18 protein-coding genes are annotated in these 18,276 nt (G+C 32.2%); 5 read left to right on the forward strand and 13 right to left on the reverse strand.

Features of this window, described 5'->3' with window-relative positions; genetic code table 11:
- Nucleotides 1-461: 461 nt before the first annotated feature.
- The gene (locus R6X41_RS12150) at nt 462-1,238 is read left to right on the forward strand and encodes an MBL fold metallo-hydrolase (protein ID WP_318500608.1); all 777 of its coding nucleotides are present in this window, start codon (nt 462-464) and stop codon (nt 1,236-1,238) included.
- A gap of 77 nt (nt 1,239-1,315) precedes the next feature.
- Complete coding sequence (locus R6X41_RS12155; RefSeq protein WP_318500609.1) at nt 1,316-1,567, forward strand: hypothetical protein; 252 nt, start codon at nt 1,316-1,318, stop codon at nt 1,565-1,567.
- A 77-nt stretch (nt 1,568-1,644) separates the two neighbouring features.
- Here R6X41_RS12155 and ettA read toward each other — a convergent pair whose 3' ends face one another.
- Nucleotides 1,645-3,336, reverse strand: coding sequence for an energy-dependent translational throttle protein EttA (gene ettA, locus R6X41_RS12160; RefSeq protein ID WP_318500610.1), 1,692 nt, complete (start codon nt 3,334-3,336; stop codon nt 1,645-1,647).
- 2 nt (nt 3,337-3,338) lie between these two features.
- Nucleotides 3,339-3,521: a CAL67264 family membrane protein gene (locus R6X41_RS12165; RefSeq protein WP_066218768.1), complete on the reverse strand. Its 183-nt coding sequence runs from the start codon at nt 3,519-3,521 to the stop codon at nt 3,339-3,341.
- Nucleotides 3,522-4,042: 521 nt separating this feature from the next.
- On the opposite strand from R6X41_RS12165, the gene R6X41_RS12170 reads away from it, so the two are divergent.
- Nucleotides 4,043-5,200 carry an MFS transporter gene (locus R6X41_RS12170; protein ID WP_318500611.1) on the forward strand — a complete coding sequence of 386 codons (1,158 nt, stop codon included), beginning with the start codon at nt 4,043-4,045 and terminating at the stop codon, nt 5,198-5,200.
- A gap of 85 nt (nt 5,201-5,285) precedes the next feature.
- Here the strand turns inward: R6X41_RS12170 and R6X41_RS12175 are convergent, their stop codons facing one another.
- The 4 genes from R6X41_RS12175 to R6X41_RS12190 form a co-directional block, all read right to left on the reverse strand.
- Complete coding sequence (locus tag R6X41_RS12175; protein WP_318500612.1) at nt 5,286-6,479, reverse strand: OmpA family protein; 1,194 nt, start codon at nt 6,477-6,479, stop codon at nt 5,286-5,288.
- Between the two features lie 371 nt (nt 6,480-6,850).
- Nucleotides 6,851-7,288 (reverse strand): MarR family winged helix-turn-helix transcriptional regulator, encoded by a 438-nt coding sequence (locus R6X41_RS12180; RefSeq protein WP_318500613.1) that lies wholly within the window; start codon nt 7,286-7,288, stop codon nt 6,851-6,853.
- 30 nt (nt 7,289-7,318) lie between these two features.
- Nucleotides 7,319-7,858 carry an NADPH-dependent FMN reductase gene (locus tag R6X41_RS12185; protein WP_318500614.1) on the reverse strand — a complete coding sequence of 180 codons (540 nt, stop codon included), beginning with the start codon at nt 7,856-7,858 and terminating at the stop codon, nt 7,319-7,321.
- A 1-nt stretch (nt 7,859) separates the two neighbouring features.
- Nucleotides 7,860-8,216, reverse strand: coding sequence for a DoxX family protein (locus tag R6X41_RS12190; protein ID WP_318500615.1), 357 nt, complete (start codon nt 8,214-8,216; stop codon nt 7,860-7,862).
- A 145-nt stretch (nt 8,217-8,361) separates the two neighbouring features.
- On the opposite strand from R6X41_RS12190, the gene R6X41_RS12195 reads away from it, so the two are divergent.
- A complete protein-coding gene (locus tag R6X41_RS12195) occupies nt 8,362-9,990 on the forward strand; it encodes an acyl-CoA carboxylase subunit beta (protein WP_318500616.1) in 1,629 nt (542 codons plus the stop codon).
- Between the two features lie 277 nt (nt 9,991-10,267).
- On the opposite strand, the gene R6X41_RS12200 is transcribed toward R6X41_RS12195, so the two are convergent.
- The 6 genes from R6X41_RS12200 to R6X41_RS12225 form a co-directional block, all read right to left on the reverse strand.
- Nucleotides 10,268-11,347 carry an AMP-binding protein gene (locus tag R6X41_RS12200; protein WP_318500617.1) on the reverse strand — a complete coding sequence of 360 codons (1,080 nt, stop codon included), beginning with the start codon at nt 11,345-11,347 and terminating at the stop codon, nt 10,268-10,270.
- A 35-nt stretch (nt 11,348-11,382) separates the two neighbouring features.
- Nucleotides 11,383-12,351 (reverse strand): CPBP family glutamic-type intramembrane protease, encoded by a 969-nt coding sequence (locus tag R6X41_RS12205; protein ID WP_318500618.1) that lies wholly within the window; start codon nt 12,349-12,351, stop codon nt 11,383-11,385.
- A 3-nt stretch (nt 12,352-12,354) separates the two neighbouring features.
- Entirely contained in the window at nt 12,355-13,395 is a 1,041-nt protein-coding gene (locus R6X41_RS12210; RefSeq protein ID WP_318500717.1) for an o-succinylbenzoate synthase, read from the reverse strand.
- A 124-nt stretch (nt 13,396-13,519) separates the two neighbouring features.
- Nucleotides 13,520-14,197, reverse strand: a complete 678-nt coding sequence (locus R6X41_RS12215; RefSeq protein ID WP_318500619.1) for a metal-dependent hydrolase — start codon at nt 14,195-14,197, stop codon at nt 13,520-13,522.
- Nucleotides 14,198-14,403: 206 nt separating this feature from the next.
- Nucleotides 14,404-15,306, reverse strand: coding sequence for a 1,4-dihydroxy-2-naphthoate octaprenyltransferase (menA, locus tag R6X41_RS12220; RefSeq protein WP_318500620.1), 903 nt, complete (start codon nt 15,304-15,306; stop codon nt 14,404-14,406).
- Nucleotides 15,307-15,315: 9 nt separating this feature from the next.
- A complete protein-coding gene (locus R6X41_RS12225; protein WP_318500621.1) occupies nt 15,316-16,155 on the reverse strand; it encodes a 1,4-dihydroxy-2-naphthoyl-CoA synthase in 840 nt (279 codons plus the stop codon).
- A gap of 52 nt (nt 16,156-16,207) precedes the next feature.
- Between R6X41_RS12225 and R6X41_RS12230 the strand changes: the two genes are divergently transcribed.
- Nucleotides 16,208-17,323, forward strand: a complete 1,116-nt coding sequence (locus tag R6X41_RS12230) for a C1 family peptidase (protein ID WP_318500622.1) — start codon at nt 16,208-16,210, stop codon at nt 17,321-17,323.
- A gap of 73 nt (nt 17,324-17,396) precedes the next feature.
- On the opposite strand, the gene R6X41_RS12235 is transcribed toward R6X41_RS12230, so the two are convergent.
- Nucleotides 17,397-18,227, reverse strand: coding sequence for a CvfB family protein (locus R6X41_RS12235; protein WP_318500623.1), 831 nt, complete (start codon nt 18,225-18,227; stop codon nt 17,397-17,399).
- Nucleotides 18,228-18,276: the final 49 nt, after the last annotated feature.

An 18,276-nucleotide genomic window follows, 5' to 3' on the forward strand; every position in this document is an offset into this window, starting at 1 on the left:
GTCCGCTAAGGTTGGGGCTTTCTGTAATTTCATAACCTAAAAATAAGACTTGAGAACTTAATTTACAAACAGTTATTCAATATAATAATAGATTCAATTGATTTGACCTTGCAACGGTCTTTATTTATTATCATGCTGGGCAACTAAAGATCCATTTAAAGTAAACCATTGTAGACGTATTGGTTTGCTAATAGATAAACAGTTAAAAAGAAAACTAAATTTTTTAGATGACCCTAAAATAAAAAATAAAAATGTTAGCATGACTTGCGAGCGTTGCACAATTAAAGATTTTGAATTACAACAAGTACTGGCAATTCGTTTGTGAAATCAAGTAAAAACAAAGAAACAGAATTAGTTATAGAGGATTTGAAAAAGAGATTTAGTTAAGAAGTGAAAAATATCATATTTTACTCTTAATTAATTTTTGTATTTTATCACACTAATATTCAACACAATAAATCATGAAACATATACTTACCTTTACTCTTTTAATGCTAACTCTAACCTTAATTAGCTTTAAACCTATTTCTGATACTATTACATTTTCAAAAATAGTATCTGCAGAAAAAGATACAGAAACGAAAATTATCCCGATTTCTCATGCGACTTTTATCATGGAAATAAAAAAAATCACTATTTATGTAGACCCTGTTGGAGGTGCAGAAGCATTTATTAATCAAAAAGAACCCAATCTTATATTAATTACAGACATACATGGCGATCATTTAAATATTGAAACTTTAGAAGCCATTACCAAGCAACATACAACTATTATAGCACCTCAAGCAGTTGCCGATAAATTATCAGATACTCTAAGAAAACAAACTTTTGTTATTAATAATGGTGAAACAAAATCTTACAAACATATTAAGATTGAAGCTATTCCTATGTATAACTTACGCCCTGAAGCCCTAAAATTCCACTCTAAAGGAAGAGGAAATGGTTACATTTTAAATAATAATGAAGAACGTATTTACATTTCAGGTGACACAGAAGACATACCAGAAATGCGTAATTTAGAAAATATTGACATCGCTTTTGTTTGTATGAATTTACCTTATACTATGCCTGTCGATAAGGCTGCAGATGCCGTACTAGAGTTTCAACCAAAAGAAGTAATTCCATATCATTATCGCGGAACAGATGGTTTTAGCGACGTAAATGCTTTTAAAAATTTAATTGAAACAAATAGCACAACAATTAAAGTAACTCTACTTGATTGGTATTCACAAAATTAACAGCTTTCATTTTGTGATTATTGAGATTTTGACTTATATTTGGTATGCTATTAATCTAAAAACATATTTAACCCTCCATGTCATTTGTCTTAATTCAAAACAATTTATTAATAAATTTAGAACCATTATCTATTATAGATAAAAGTATTGTTATTGGATTGTCCATAACCGTAGCCATCTTTCTTATTTTATTGCTTTTAGGTATTAGAAAAACCTATAAGTTAAAAGCCGAAAACGAGCGTCTTGCAAATTTAAATTTTGAAGAATCCGAAGAAGAAGAAAAAAAATACAAAGATTTCACAGAAGGACATTTATATAATAACAACTAATATTGTCAGCTTTATAAAAAACAAAACAGCCTGCTATTTATTAGCAGGCTGTTTTACTTTTATAATGTTAGATTTAATTATCTAACCAACTTTTTATACTTAATACGTTTTGGCATTAAATCACCACCCAAACGTTTTTTCTTATTCTCTTCATATTCACTAAAACTTCCTTCAAAGAAATACACTTGGCTATCTCCTTCAAAAGCTAAAATGTGAGTACAAATTCTATCTAAAAACCATCTGTCGTGACTAATTACTACAGCACAACCCGCAAAGTTTTCCAACCCTTCTTCTAGCGCTCTTAACGTATTCACATCTAGATCGTTAGTAGGCTCATCTAAAAGCAACACATTACCTTCTTCTTTTAGCGTCATAGCTAAATGTAAACGGTTACGTTCACCTCCAGAAAGCAATTTCACTTTCTTGTTTTGTTCACCACCAGAAAAGTTAAAACGACTTAAATAGGCTCTAGAATTCACTTCTTTTCCACCCATTAAAACCAATTCTTGCTCGTCACTAAAGTTTTGCCAAATTGTTTTTTCAGGATCAATATTAGTATGACTTTGGTCTACGTAGGCGATTTTTGCAGTTTCTCCAACTTCAAAAGAACCCTTATCAGGGGTTTGTTCCCCCATAATCATTCTAAAAATGGTGGTTTTACCAGCACCGTTAGGACCAATAATTCCAACTATACCTGCTTGAGGTAAATTGAAGTTTAAATCTTCATATAATAATTTATCATCAAAACCTTTACTAATACCTTTAGCTTCGATAACATTTGTACCTAAACGTGGTCCGTTCGGGATATAGATTTCTAATTTTTCGTCAAGTTGCTTTTGGTCTTGACTCATTAATTTATCGTAATTATTTAAACGTGCTTTTTGCTTAGTTTGGCGTCCTTTTGCTCCTTGACGTACCCAATCTAATTCACGCTCTAACGTTTTCTGGCGTTTAGAAGCTGTTTTGCTTTCTTGAGCCATACGTTTAGACTTCTGATCTAACCAAGATGAATAGTTCCCTTTCCAAGGAATACCTTCACCTCTATCTAATTCTAAAATCCAGCCCGCAACATTATCTAAGAAATATCTATCATGCGTTACTGCTATCACCGTTCCTTTATATTGCGCTAAATGATGCTCTAACCAATGTACAGATTCAGCATCTAAATGGTTGGTTGGCTCATCTAACAGTAATATATCTGGCTCTTGTAATAGTAAACGACAAAGTGCAACACGTCTGCGCTCTCCACCAGAAAGCAGGCCAATTTTCTTATCACCATCTGGAGTACGCAAGGCATCCATAGCGATTTCTAATTTGGTATCTAACTCCCAAGCATTCGAAGCATCAATCTGATCTTGAAGCTCGGCCTGACGTGCCATTAATTTATCCATTTTATCGGCATTGGAATATACTTCTTCCAACCCAAACATATCGTTAATTTTATTGTATTCGTCTAGAATAGCAACTGTTTCGGCAGCACCTTCACGAACTATATCCATAACCGTTTTCTCATCATCAAGTTTTGGTTCTTGCTCTAGAAATCCAACTGAATAATCTTGAAGAAATGTAACATCACCTTGATAATTCTTATCTACACCTGCAATAATCTTTAATAAAGTTGATTTACCAGAACCATTAAGACCTAAAATCCCAATTTTGGCACCGTAGAAAAAACTTAAATAAATGTTTTTTAAAACTGGTGTGTTTGCACCAGGAAATGTCTTGGTTAAACCGGACATCGAAAAAATAACTTTCTTATCGTCGCTCATAATTACACTCTACCTTTTAATGCGTTAAATACCCAAGCAATTGCAAAAAAACCTATGCCTACCGAAGCAAATCCCCAACCTGCTACATCGTTATATCTAAAAGCACCAAGTGCAATTAAACCTAATCCTACTACAATCATAATGGTTGTTGCCCATGCTAAAACCGTGTTTTTATTCATTGCCATAATATATAAATCTATTTTTTTAGGGCGCACCGTTTTAGCAAAAAAAAGCTAAAACCGTCAGGCTATCCGTTGTATCTTTTTAAATTGTCTACAATTAAAAAAGGATGCCACTTCTATCCTTTGCGCAAGTTCAATTACAAATATCGTATTTTTAGTACTAATTATAAATTATTTGTACGAACATTATCATTTAAGTTGAGATATTAAATTTACACCGCTACTCATTTAACAACATTAAATTGTTACTTTTCTATTATAGATGGAATAAAATTGAATATGTTTCAAACATAAAGCATATCAAGTTACCATTTTAATTACTATTTTAAATCTGCACTTAACTATCAGAATTATTTATCTAATCACTAATACTTTCTGTTTTAAATAGATATCTTTTAAAAATTACGCTTCATAAGTAATGGGTTTTCAATTAACTTTTTTTTTACGTCTTAAATTCAATTAATACATAATTATCAGACTACATTTGCGTCATATTTACGTTTATTAAAAAACATTGATCATAAATGAATAAAGCATTATTATCTTTAGCAATAGGTGGTTTTGGAATTGGTTTAACCGAATTCGTAATCATGGGTATTTTACCAGAAATTGCTACAGCATTCGACATTAGCATTCCTGTTGCTGGTCATTTTATTTCTGCCTACGCTTTGGGTGTCGTTGTTGGCGCACCAATTCTTACTGGAATCGCGAGTAAGTGGCCTGCACACCGTGTGCTTTTAGCATTAATGGTTTGGTTTACTGTTTTTAATACGTTATCCTCTTTTGCTACTGGGTATAATTCTTTTATTATTTTAAGGTTTTTATCAGGGTTACCACACGGTGCCTTTTTTGGAATTGGAGCTGTGGTCGCTGGTAAATTATCTAAGGAAGGTAAATCTGCCCAAGGCATCGCTATTATGTTTAGCGGATTAACATTTGCGAATCTACTTGGTGTACCATTAGGAACTTATTTAGGAAAACATTATAGTTGGAATCTCTCATTTTTATTAGTCGGATTTGTTGGCGTTTTGGTAGTGCTAAGTATAAAATTTTGGATGCCAGTTTTAAAACGATCTTCAGAAACTCACTTTCTCGAAGACTTAAAAATATTTAAACGCTTGGAATTATGGTTAATTATAATATTAACTACAATTGGTACAGGAGGTTTTTTTGCTTGGTACAGTTATATCTCTCCATTAATTACAGACGTTGCAGGACATACTGCCGAAATGGTCTCTTTTGCTATGATATTAGCAGGATTAGGTATGGTAATAGGTAATTTTATAGGAGCCAAACTAGCCGAAAAATTCTCACCTATTTACGCGATTATTATCACACTTGTCTGCATGGTTATTTGCCTTTCTTTAAACACTATTCTAGCAACGGATAAAGTTATGGTATTAGTGATGACGTTTATAATTGGAGCCGTTACTTTTTGCCTTTCCACACCTATACAGGTCGCAATAATTAATGCGTCTAAAGGTTCTGAAACCTTAGGCTCGTCTTTAAATCAAAGTGCATTTAACGTTGGAAATGCTTCTGGAGCGTATTTTGCTGGAATTCCCATTGCAATGGGTTATGGTTACACCTCTGCCGATTGGGTTGGTGCTGCTATGGCTGCATCGGGAGTTTTAATTGCAATAGCAATTATAATTTTAAGAAAACAGCGTGTAAAAAGCTAGAATCCTTTTGAATTTAAAATATAAAAGAACCTCAGAATTGCATACAGTTCTGAGGTTCTTTGTTTTATTTTGGAAACTGCTTAAATTAAAGAGTTACAATATTAATTTCTGATCGTCTATTCTCTCTATGTTTACTTTCTGAACATTTAGTATTACCATCACATTCATTAATCAATTTAGACTCTCCATAGGCTTTTCCTTCAATTCTATTAGTTTCTATCCCATTTTCAAATAAATAGTCAAGAGTGCTTTTTAAACGCTTTTCTGAAAGGGTTTGATTATATGCTGCTGATCCTCTAGAATCTGTATGAGATGTGATTCCCAACATTATTTCAGGATTTTCGTTTAAAATTAGTAACAGTTCATCTAATATGGTTATTGAATCAGAATTTAAAGTAGAAGAATCAAAAGCAAAGTACAAATTATCCAAACCATCTATTTCACTTTGCACTTTATTTCTAGCCTCTATTTTTTCATTTTCAAGTTGTGCCAATCGTTCTTGCTCTGCTGCTGCTTTTTGTTGTGCCAATTGCTGTGCTAGTAACATGGCTTCTTCTTGCTCCATATTTACGCGAGCAATAGAGTCTTCAACTCGTATTTGATCTAGTTCTAAAGCTTCATCAACAGCTAATTGGTCTTTTTTAGTTAACTCTTTTTTAATATCGAATTTATAAACTGCACCAATAGCATACTGTTTATGATTTCTAAAATCATAATTAATTCCCCATTTACCAGTAGCGTTTACATCCATACCAAATCTTTCAGAGAACCAAACTCTAAAACCTAGGACAGCATTATAAGTACCACGTGTATTCTTATTAGCATGCGTAAAACCAACACCAGCGCCTAAATAAGGATCAAACCAACCTGTTTCGCCTACAAGTCTATTTAAATCATAACTCAACCTAGAATCTACAGAATAATAATCTACGTCTTCTTCAAGAGGATAGTTATCAACCATTTTTCCTTTCTTATATAGGTTATATGTAAAGATACCTTCTACCCCTAATCCGCTTTTAAAATATCTACCAATACTTACTCGCGATGGATAAGGTACAGCGTTCCAACTTCCATCTGTATCGAAAATACCATCAAATACATTTCCGGAATCATCTACGGCATTAAAACCAATTCCGACCATCCAAAAGCTAACTCTTGTAGAATCAATTTCTGTAATCTCTGTAATCTCTGAAAAGTCTTTAATTTCTGAAGTTTGAGAATAAGTTACTAGAGTAATAGCAACAAAAAAAATGAATAAAATTTCTTTCTTTAGTATCATATCTTGGGGGATTTAATATTTTAAATTTACATAAATATTAAATCTGATAGAAATATATGCTATAGACTGTCTATATAATCGATAATTAGATTAACGTATATATAATCAAGATATACAACCTTTTAAAATCCACTTTCGACACTAATTTATTCTAAATTTCCATAAATAACTCAATAAAAAAGAGGCTTGAAGCCTCTAAAAAGTCTATATAAAGTAAATTGTTCTACTAATTCCTATAGCATCTTTAGAATTTAATTCTGTTTGTATTTTTCCATGAACAATAATTAAACTCCATGACTAACACACTTTAATTCCCACTAAAATGGTATGTTTTCATTTAGTATCTTTTTTTGATGATTGAAATTTATAATTCAACGTATCTTATCTAATAAATGACTCAATTGAATGGCATCCTCTTCAGATAAGTTCTTAAAAACATCTTTTCTATTAGCTTTAGAAATATCTTCAATTAATGTCAGCCCTTCTGTTGTAATTATCACATGAACAGCTCTTCTATCATTCTTACAAGGAATACGATCAATCAAACCTTTGGCATACAACTTATCCATTAAACGTGTAGCATTTGGAGATCTTTCCACCATGCGCTCTTTAATGGTTTGTACTTTTAAAGGTTCGTCTGCACCTTTTAATATTCTTAAAATATTGTATTGCTGTGACGAAATTTTAAAGGGTTTAAAAAATGAATTTTGATAACTACTAATCCAATTTGCTGTATAGATAATATTCAGCATCGCCTTGACTTTATTATTCGGAAAAGAAGAATTAATATCTTTAGAAAAATCTCCCATATATTACATATTTATAGTATTACGTTATAATTAAGAAGTGTATAAATGCGCTTCAAATTGTTTCACTTCTTTTAATAATTGCACATTTAACTCAGGATTATTTATTTTCCCTTCTGAAAAATTTTCATAAAAAGAAGGTAAAGAAAATGTACTAACTATATTAGCATCATGACGCGGAAAACGATCTTTGGCCATTGCTAAAACTGAAGCACCACCTCTTGCACCTGGAGAGGTTGCCATTAAAAACATTGGTTTACTCTGAAATGTTTTGGGCTCTATTCTAGACATCCAATCAAACAAGTTTTTAAATACGGAGGCATAAGCACCGTTATGTTCTGCTAATGAGATTATAATACCATCTGTATTTTTAATTTCTTCAACCATACGTTTTGCATGTTCTGGAAATCCAGATTCGGCTTCAAGATCTACACTGTAAAGTGGAACATTAAAATCGTTTAAATCTAAAATAGTAGATTTTGTATTTTCTGCTAAACTAGACGCATAGCTTGCTAATTGCTTATTAATAGATTGTTTACTGCTACTTCCCGCAAATACGATTATATTTTTCATGTTAAATTTGAGTTTTTTTGTTAAATATATAAGATATTACTAATAACACTAAAGCTGCTAAGGCTGTCATTTGCCCGCCATCACTTATCATATAATGAGCGAAAAAGGCTAAAATAAAGGCAAAGAAAAAACCTGAATACGCCCATTCTTTTAAAACCTTAAATTTAGGATTCCAAATCGCAAATAAACCTAATATTTTAGCGACTGCATATGGATAAATAATATATGTTGGATATCCAAAATTGGCAAACATTTTAGCCACATCTTCATGTTTAAAAAAGTACATACCCACAGAAAACAAAATTATTATTGATAATAACCCTGTTGATACATAAAAAATAATCTTGTCTTTTTTCATCTTAATTAATTTAATTGAAGACAAATATACAATAAATAAAATATATTTACCTAGGAATATATTTCCATGTATAGTAAAATACATAACCATTAATTTATAGTAGATATTTTTAAACTTTCGTATTTTAGCATCAAATTGATTTTATATGGATATCAACTTCAATAAAAACGAAGATTATAATAAACTTTTAGTATCAGATTTAAAGAGGCGATTTGCTAAAGTAAGTCTTGGTGGCGGATTGAAACGTATAGAAAAATTACATGATAAAGGGAAACTTACAGCTCGAGAACGTGTTGAATATTTATTAGATCCGAAATCAAAAAGTATTGAAATTGGTACTTTTGCTGGAGAAGATATGTATGCTGAACATGGAGGATGTCCTTCTGGAGGAGTAGTCGTAAAAATAGGATATGTAAAAGGCAAACAATGTATAGTTGTTGCTAATGATGCTACGGTTAAAGCTGGTGCCTGGTTCCCAATTACGGGAAAAAAGAACTTACGCGCACAAGAAATTTCTATCGAAAATAAATTGCCAATTATCTATTTGGTAGATAGCGCAGGCGTGTATTTACCACTTCAAGATGAGATTTTTCCAGACAAAGAACATTTCGGACGAATATTTAGAAATAATGCAATTATGAGCAGCATGGGAATCACTCAAATTTCTGCTGTCATGGGAAGTTGTGTTGCTGGTGGTGCGTATTTACCAATTATGAGTGATGAAGCTATAATTGTAGATAAAACGGCCAGTATTTTCTTAGCAGGAAGCTATTTAGTAAAGGCTGCCATTGGAGAATCTGTAGATAATGAAACTTTAGGAGGTGCTACTACACATTGCGAGATTAGTGGCGTAACCGACTATAAAGCTAAAGATGACAAAGATGCTTTAGATAAAATAAAATTTATAATCGATAAGATTGGTGATTATGACAAAGCTGGTTTTAATCGTATTGCAGCTTTAAAACCGAAAGAAAACCCTGAAGATATATACGGCATTATACCTAAAAGTCGTGCAGATCAATATAATATGAAAGACATCATTAAACGCTTGGTTGATGATTCTGTATTTGAAGAATATAAAGAAGGTTATGGAAAAACAATTATCACAGCTTACGCTAGAATCGATGGTTGGGCAGTTGGTATAGTCGCAAATCAACGTCAGTTAGTGAAAACTAAACAAGGTGAAATGCAATTTGGAGGTGTTATTTATAACGACAGTGCAGATAAAGCTACCCGTTTTATTGCAAATTGTAATCAGAAGAAAATACCATTAGTGTTTTTACAAGATGTTACTGGTTTTATGGTGGGATCAAAATCTGAACATGGTGGCATTATAAAAGATGGTGCCAAAATGGTAAATGCAGTGAGTAATTCTGTTGTACCCAAATTCACTATTATTATTGGGAATAGTTATGGAGCCGGAAATTATGCCATGTGCGGAAAAGCATACGACCCACGCTTGATTGTTGCTTGGCCAAGTGCAGAACTTGCTGTAATGAGTGGAAATTCTGCTGCAAAAGTATTACTTCAAATAGAAACAGCTTCATTAAAAGCTAAAGGAGAAACTATTACTCCTGAAAAAGAAGACGAATTATTTAATAAAATAAAATCGAGATACGACAAACAAGTATCTCCATACTATGCGGCTTCAAGACTTTGGACCGACGGTATTATCGATCCTTTAGATACCAGAACTTGGATTTCTATGGGAATAGAAGCTGCAAACCACGCTCCTATTGAAAAGAAATTTAATATGGGAATTTTACAAGTTTAAGAATCGATTTTAAGAAGGCAAATGGAAGCCACTAATACATGTTGAATTGCTCTTTTCAAATTCCGTCACTCTGAACTTGTTTCAGAAACACATTATTTTGGTTTTTAGATTATTATTTTAATTTATTAGCTACTTCTGTGAAGCTAAAATAAATTCAGCTTGACTTTAGAAGAGTAATTCTATTTAAATTCAGAACAAAAATAGAGAAACAAAAAGCCGTTAATTTACAAATTAAAATTCGTGAATTAACGGCTTTATATTTTATAAAAACAATTGCTTACTTAAGCAACTCTAATGTTTTTTTACGTTGAATTTTACGGTTTGGAGTTTCTACCAATTTATCAATAAAATACACGTCTTTAGGGATTTCATTCTTCTGAAGGTTTTTATAAATCTTAGCATCAATAGGTCTTTCTTCCCCTTCAATAACTAAAATTAAACGTTCTCCTAATTTATCATCTGGCTGTCCTGCAACAAAAAAGCGTTCTGAAATCTCACCTGTTAAATGCTTTTCAATTTGTTCAGCAAACAATTTTAAACCCCCAGAATTAATAACATTATCTATTCTACCTATTAATTTAAATTCGTTTTCCGATTGCATAATAGCAACATCGTTAGTTTCTAAAGCACCATCAAACAAATAATCAGCTTCAATCACTATACAATCCTTATCGTTTTGAGAAATCTTTACATTTGGCAACGCCTTATACCATTCCGATTTATCAGGACCATTTAAGGGTCTAAATGCAATATGACTCACAGTTTCTGTCATTCCATATGTCGAATAACATTTTGTGTCTATATCTTTAATATCCTCTAACAACTGATGAGAAACTGCTGCTCCTCCTATAATTAGGGCTTTAAAATGATGTAATTCTGAAAGTAAGTTTTCGGCTTGCAACGGAATCATTGCAGAGAAATCATATGTTTTTTCTAAATCAAATACAGGAGTAATACGTGGCGGCACAACATCCAATTCTAAGCCTAAAATCATTGCACGAACTAACATCATTCGGCCTGAAATAAAATTAAATGGTAAGCAGTGTAACAAACTATCTCCTGGATATAAATTAAAAGCATTTCCTGTTGCAATAGCAGAATTTACCATGGCTTGCTTCTTAATTTTAATCATTTTAGGAACACCAATAGATCCTGAAGTTTGCACTTCTACGTAATCGTTATTATCTAACCATGCTTGTAAAAAATCACCCAATGTTTTTTGGTGTGGTTCCCCTTCTTTTATAAAACAATATGCAACTTCTTTTAAATCTTCGCTATCATAATAACGTCCGTTTAATTTAAATTTTAAATGAATTTTGTCATATGTTGGCACTTTGGTTTTTACTGCTGTTATCATGAGAAATAATATTTATAGTAATTTGATTTATTGATTTATATTTTGTCGTCTTCAATCGAAACCGATTCAAGAACAGGTTGAATAACTCTGCCTGTTAATTTTTCTTTCCAATCGTTCCATTTATATTTCTTTGAAAAGATAAATAGTAATAAGGGAAAAATAACAAATACAGGCAAAAATATTTCGATAAAACTCGTTTCTTCAGGATTAGAAATATCTTTAAATATAGAATGAGTTTGTAAAGCACTCCAATCTGATGTTACAAGTAAGGCTGTAAAAAAATTATTTGCGGCATGAAACCCTAACGATAATTCCATTCCTTCGTCCATTAAAGTTAAAATACCTAAAAACAAACCTGTTCCTATATAATATACTAATATGGTGTAACCTAATTTTGCGACTTCAGGATTTGCAATATGTAAACCTCCAAATATTACAGATGTTAAAATTAAAGGTACTAATTTAGATCTTGAAATTACCCCAATGCCCTGCATCAAATAACCTCTAAACAGATACTCTTCGAAACTAGTCTGAAACGGTATTAAAATTACCGCAATAACCACTAGTATAATAAATTTATTAAATTGAAAATTATACATATAATCTTCGGGCGACATCCAACAATCTATAATAATAAACAGTGAAGATATAGATCCCCAAAGTAAAAAAGAAAACAAAACACGCTTCCAATCTATAGCTTTTCGAGTGGTTGTTAACTTTAAAATAGGTAATTTATGAATATACTTTACCGCGAGAAACAAGAAGATAAGTCCTCCTAAAAACGGAAGCAAGACAAAAATTAAATTTAAATTAGACTCAAACAAGCTCATAATATAATTGGTGTCATCCATTTTAGATAAATCTACCCCACCTTCTATTGTTTTTAAGCTTATTGCTACCAAATGTGGTACCGAAAAAATTAGGACTCCAATAAAAGCAATTATTGATCCAACTATATAACTCCACCACTCATGTAATCCTTTATACGCCTGACTTATATACATGTTTTATTCTAAATTATATTTCCAATTTATATGTGTTTCGTAATGTAATTTACCATTTTTTACTTCTAAAGGAGATTCGAAGTTATTAGTAAACAAACCTCCTGTTCCCAAACCCTGAGGTAAAGGACTTTGTAAAGTATAGGTATATTGTGCAATGGCATTTAATCCCACATTACTTTCTAAGGCACTTGTAATCCACCAACCAATATTATTTTGTTCTGCTAATGAAATCCAGGAATCGCTCCCTTGAAATCCGCCAACTAAACTTGGTTTAAGTATAATAAATTGTGGATTAATCTGACTTAAAAGCACTTCCTTTTCTTTTTGATGAAATACACCAATCAACTCTTCGTCCAATGCAATTGGTAGAGGTGTCGATTCACATAAATTTGCCATAGCTTCAATCTGACCTGCTTTTATAGGTTGTTCTATTGAATGTAGATTAAAATCTGATAATATTTTTAGTTTTTCTAAAGCTTCATTGGGCTGAAAAGCACCATTTGCATCGACCCGTAATTCTATTTCTGAATCTGAAAATTCTTTTCGAATCGATTTTAGTAAAGCGATTTCTGTTTGAAAATCTATCGCTCCAATTTTCATTTTAATACAATTGAATCCTGCGTCGAGTTTCTCTTTAATTTGCGATTTCATAAATGTTTCGCTCCCCATCCAAATCAATCCGTTAATGGGAATAGCATCTTTTCCCTCAGTAAAACCGGAAGGAAATAATGTAAAAGGAGTTTCACCTACTAACGATTTAAACGCCATTTCTAATCCGAATTGAATACTCGGAAATTCAATTAACTCGACTAACAATGCTTCTAAACCTAGATTAATATTCTTGCAAACCCATTGTAATTTAGCTTCATAATCCGGTCTATCATCTGCAGATAAGCCTCTAAAAACACCACACTCGCCTACTCCTTTTTTTTCATGTTCTTCTAAATGAATAAACCACGTTTCTTTAGTTGTAAGCACACCTCTAGAGGTTTCGCTAGGGTTTTTAAAGTTTAAAATATATTTATGAAAAGTCGCTAAAATCATGTTCTCAAAAATAGTCAATTATTTTGGTAATCATGACAACATCACCATTGGAAAATCTCATAAAAAAGCCTTAAAAAATTTCAAAATGAAATATTTTAAGGCTTTAATTTAACTGTTAAATAATTTACAACTCTATACTCTCACCTATTTCAAGAAGCATTAAATCTTTGTCTTTATCAAAAAACTTGCGTTTTGCTTCAACATGGTCTATTTCAATATATCCAAACGTATCGAAATGATAGCCTAAAACTTTATCGCATTCTACAAAATCACTAGCTAAAATAGCATCGTCAATACCCATAGTAAAATTATCGCCAATTGGTAAAATCGCTAAATCTAATTTTAATTGCATCGGGATTAATTTCATATCGAAAGACAAAGCGGTATCTCCAGCGATATAAATATTTTTACGTTCGCCTTCAATAACAAATCCACCAGGTTGGCCGCCATATGTACCGTCTGCAAAACCAGAAGAATGAATAGCGTTTACGTATTTAACTGTTCCGAATTCGAAATCCCATTTCCCACCGTGATTCATTGGATGTCCTTCAAAACCTTTATTACTATAATAGCTTACAATTTCCGCATTCGAAACAATTACGGCATTTGTGCGTTTGGCAATAGCTTCGACATCTGCTACATGATCTTCATGCGCATGCGTTAATAAAATATAATCTGCTTTTAAAGAATTAATATCAATGTGGGATGCTTTTTCATTTGGGGAAATAAAAGGATCTACCAAGATTGATACATCGTTAACTTCTATTCCTAGACTAGCATGTCCATAAAATGTAATTTTCATATTTCAATAATTTGAAATTAAATTACAAAAAAAACTCAGACATATTAAAATAATTTGTCTGAGTTTTTCAATCCCCAAAAATGAAAGCTGAATTAAGCCTACAAGTTGATAAAAATATCAACCATTATAAATATACAAAATATATAATTGCTTTCTTATTAAACGATTATACTTCAGTACATTTAACACTTTTAAACAGAATAGGATTACAACAAATGTCCCATTCCTAATAACAGCGACAAGAAAAAAGTACTTAACGCTAACGTCTTTAATTCAGGATCTAAATCTTTAGGGATTTCATTTTTATATACCGTAATAAGATGTTTTACTAGCGGTATAAAAACTACTAGAAATACTAAATTTAATGGTGAAGTGTAATAAATCACCCCGAATAATACGGTTAATAGCATTGCACCACCAACCAAAAAGTAATGATATTTTTTAGCTTTTTTAGAGCCTAATTTCACCACTAAAGTATTTTTATTCGATTTCTTATCGGATACAATATCTCTCATATTATTCAGATTTAAAACACCAGCACTTAACATTCCTATAGCTACTGCTGGCAAAAATGTGATATAATCTATTTGTTTAACAAATAATACATAACACCCTATAACACTGACTAATCCGAAAAACAAAAACACAAAAATATCACCTAAACCTTTATATCCATAAGCTGAGTTTCCTACCGTATATTTTATTGCAGCAACAACACATACAACACCTAAAACAAAAAAGAATAGGGACATAAAAAAGTCTGCAGCTCCAAAAGAAACCCAGATTAAAGCTATAGCAAATAGCAATGCTATGACTACATTTAACTTGATTGCAAACAACATTTGTTTAGGAGTGATATCACCGCTTTGCAAAGCCCGCATAGGACCAATACGGTCGTCGTTATCCGTTCCTTTTACACCATCTCCATAATCGTTTGCTAGGTTAGATAATATTTGTAAACTTAATGTGGTGAGTATGGCTAAAGCGAAAATTAACGGATTAAAAAATCCGTCATAAGCTGCCAAACATCCTCCTACAATAATACCTGAAATAGATAACGGCAATGTACGTAAACGCATAGCCGAAATCCATTTTGAAAAATTATTCATATCTAACAATTATGGAATCCATTTTTTCTCGAAATTAGGCTTACGTTTTTCTAAGAATGCATTTCTACCTTCTTTAGCTTCATCTGTCATATAAGCCAAACGTGTTACTTCTCCTGCAAAAACTTGTTGACCGACCATACCATCGTCTGTTAAATTCATGGCGAATTTCAACATTTTAATAGAGGTAGGCGATTTCGCTAAGATTTCCTGAGCCCATTCGTAAGCCGTATCCTCTAATTCTGCATGAGGAATAACTGCATTTACCATGCCCATATCGTAAGCCTCTTGAGCATTATAATTACGCCCTAAAAAGAAAATCTCTCGTGCTTTTTTCTGTCCGACCATTTTAGCCAAATATGCAGAACCGTAACCGGCATCGAAACTGGTAACATCGGCATCGGTTTGTTTAAAAATAGCATGTTCTTTACTCGCTAACGTTAGATCGCAAATCACATGTAAAGAATGTCCGCCACCAACAGCCCAACCTGGAACAACAGCAATCACAACTTTTGGCATAAAACGGATTAAACGCTGTACCTCTAAAATATTTAAACGGTGATACCCATCTTCTCCTACATAACCTTGCTTTCCTCTTGCGTTTTGGTCTCCTCCACTACAAAATGAATACACACCATCTTTAGAAGAAGGTCCTTCAGCAGATAATAATACTACTCCAATATTTACATCTTCGTTAGCATCATAAAACGCTTCGTATAATTCACTCGTCGTTTTTGGTCTAAACGCATTTCTTATATCTGGCCGGTTAAACGCAATACGTGCCACACCATTGCATTTTTTATAAGTAATGTCGTCGTATTCTTTGACAGTTACCCAATTTACTTGTTCCATTTTTCTTATTTTAGCCAAAAATAAATCATTTTAAATAAACCCCTACTTCATAATGAAAAAATATAGTATTTTCTTATTACTATTAGCACTCACGACCACTGGATTTTCTCAAAGCTACGAGTTTGAAACGGTAATAGACTTAGATGCCTTAGATGTTATAAATCAAGGAAACACAGGAACTTGTTGGAGTTTCTCTACATCTTCTTTTCTTGAAAGTGAAATTACAAGAACCACTGGTAAGAAAATTGATTTATCTGAAATGTATACCGTTAGACAAACCTATCCTGTAAAATCTTGGAACTATGTTATGCGTCAAGGAAAAGCACAATTTAGCGAAGGTGGATTAGCGCATGACGTTATTAACAGCATGAATGTATATGGTTTAGTCCCTGAAGAAGCCTATACGGGGTTATTAAAGAAAGAAAAAACACATGACCACTCTGAACTTGTTGGCGAATTACAACCCATTTTAGATAACTATATTAAAAACCCTAAAAGCTATGATGGGGACTGGCAAGCTGATGTGTCTGACGTTTTAGATGATAAACTAGGCGATAACATACAAAATTTCACATACGGAAGTGTTTCTTATACACCGTTATCTTTTCTTGAAATGACAGGTTTACAAGCAGATAATTATGTTACAATCACATCGTTTACACATCAACCTTACAATACCTCTTTTATTTTAGATATTCCTGATAATTTTTCTAACGGAAGCTTCTATAATGTAGAATTAGACGACTTGGTAGATATAACAAATGATGCCCTTAAAGCAGGTTTCACTGTCGAATTGGATTGCGATGTTAGTGAAGAAACATTCTCTTCTAAATACGGAATTGCAGTAATTCCTAAAGATGTAAAAGATAACAAAGCAGCTTTAAAAAGTATTAAAAAAGAATTGAAAATCACTGAAGCATATCGTCAGGAAGAATTTGAAAATTTTGACACTACAGATGATCACTTAATGCATATTGTTGGTTTGGTTGAAGATCAAAAAGGAAATACCTACTACAAAGTAAAAAACTCTTGGGGAGGTAATTCCGATCGTATTTCTAACGATGGTTATATTTATATGAGTGAGGCTTACTTTAAGCTAAAAACCATTTCAATCATGGTGCATAAAGATGCGTTACCGCGTTCTATTCAAAAGGATTTGAAGTTGTAATCTGAATTTTAATCACACAAAAAAGCCTCAAATTTAATCGTTTGAGGCTTTTTTAATTTATATATTTTAAAATTTAAACAAGATAAATACCATCTTCTTTAATTTCAATTAAACGCTTTCTATACAATGTTCCAACTGCTTTTTTGAAGTTCTTCTTACTCATTTGTAAAGTTTCTTTAATCGCTTCAGGAGCAGATTTATCAGTTAAATTTAGGTAACCACTATTATCTTCTAATTCCTTCATAATTAAATCGGCATTCGGTTCGATACTTCTATAACCGATTTTACCCAACATAATATCTAACTTATTATCAGGACGTACTTTCTTCACGATTCCTTTTAAACGATCTCCAACACTTAAATCCTGGAAAATATCATCTTTAAAAATAAGTCCAGTGTGTAATTTGTTTATAATTACATTCATTCCAATATCAGACGGATGCGACACAATTAAATCTACCTCATCGAAAGCCTGAACAGTCAATTCCTTATTACTTAAGTAGTGATTGGTTTTACTAGACGCAACTAGACGATTACTCACCTCATCTTCGAAACAATACACCAAGTACCAACCTCCTTTTTTCATTTTAAAGGCTTGTTCTTTAAACGGGCAAAACAATTCTTTAACTAAACCCCAATCTAAAAACGCCCCGAAGTCGTTTGCTTGATTACAGCGTAACAAGGCAAAATCGCCTTTTTTAATATAGGGTTTATCGGTAGTTGCAATGATGCGTTCTTCATTATCTAAGTACACAAAAACCTCAATATCGTCGCCAATTTCAAAAAATTCTGGAACATAACGATTTGGTAATAAGACATCGTTATTTTCGTCGTCTCCTAAAAACAATCCCGGTTCGGTATCGCGTAATATGGTTAATGTGTTGTATTCTCCTAAATGTATCATGGCGCAAAGGTAATAATATTAGTGATTTTATTTATAAAAGTTAGCCGTG

This window comes from Formosa sejongensis (genome assembly GCF_033447105.1).
GTDB lineage: Bacteria > Bacteroidota > Bacteroidia > Flavobacteriales > Flavobacteriaceae > Formosa.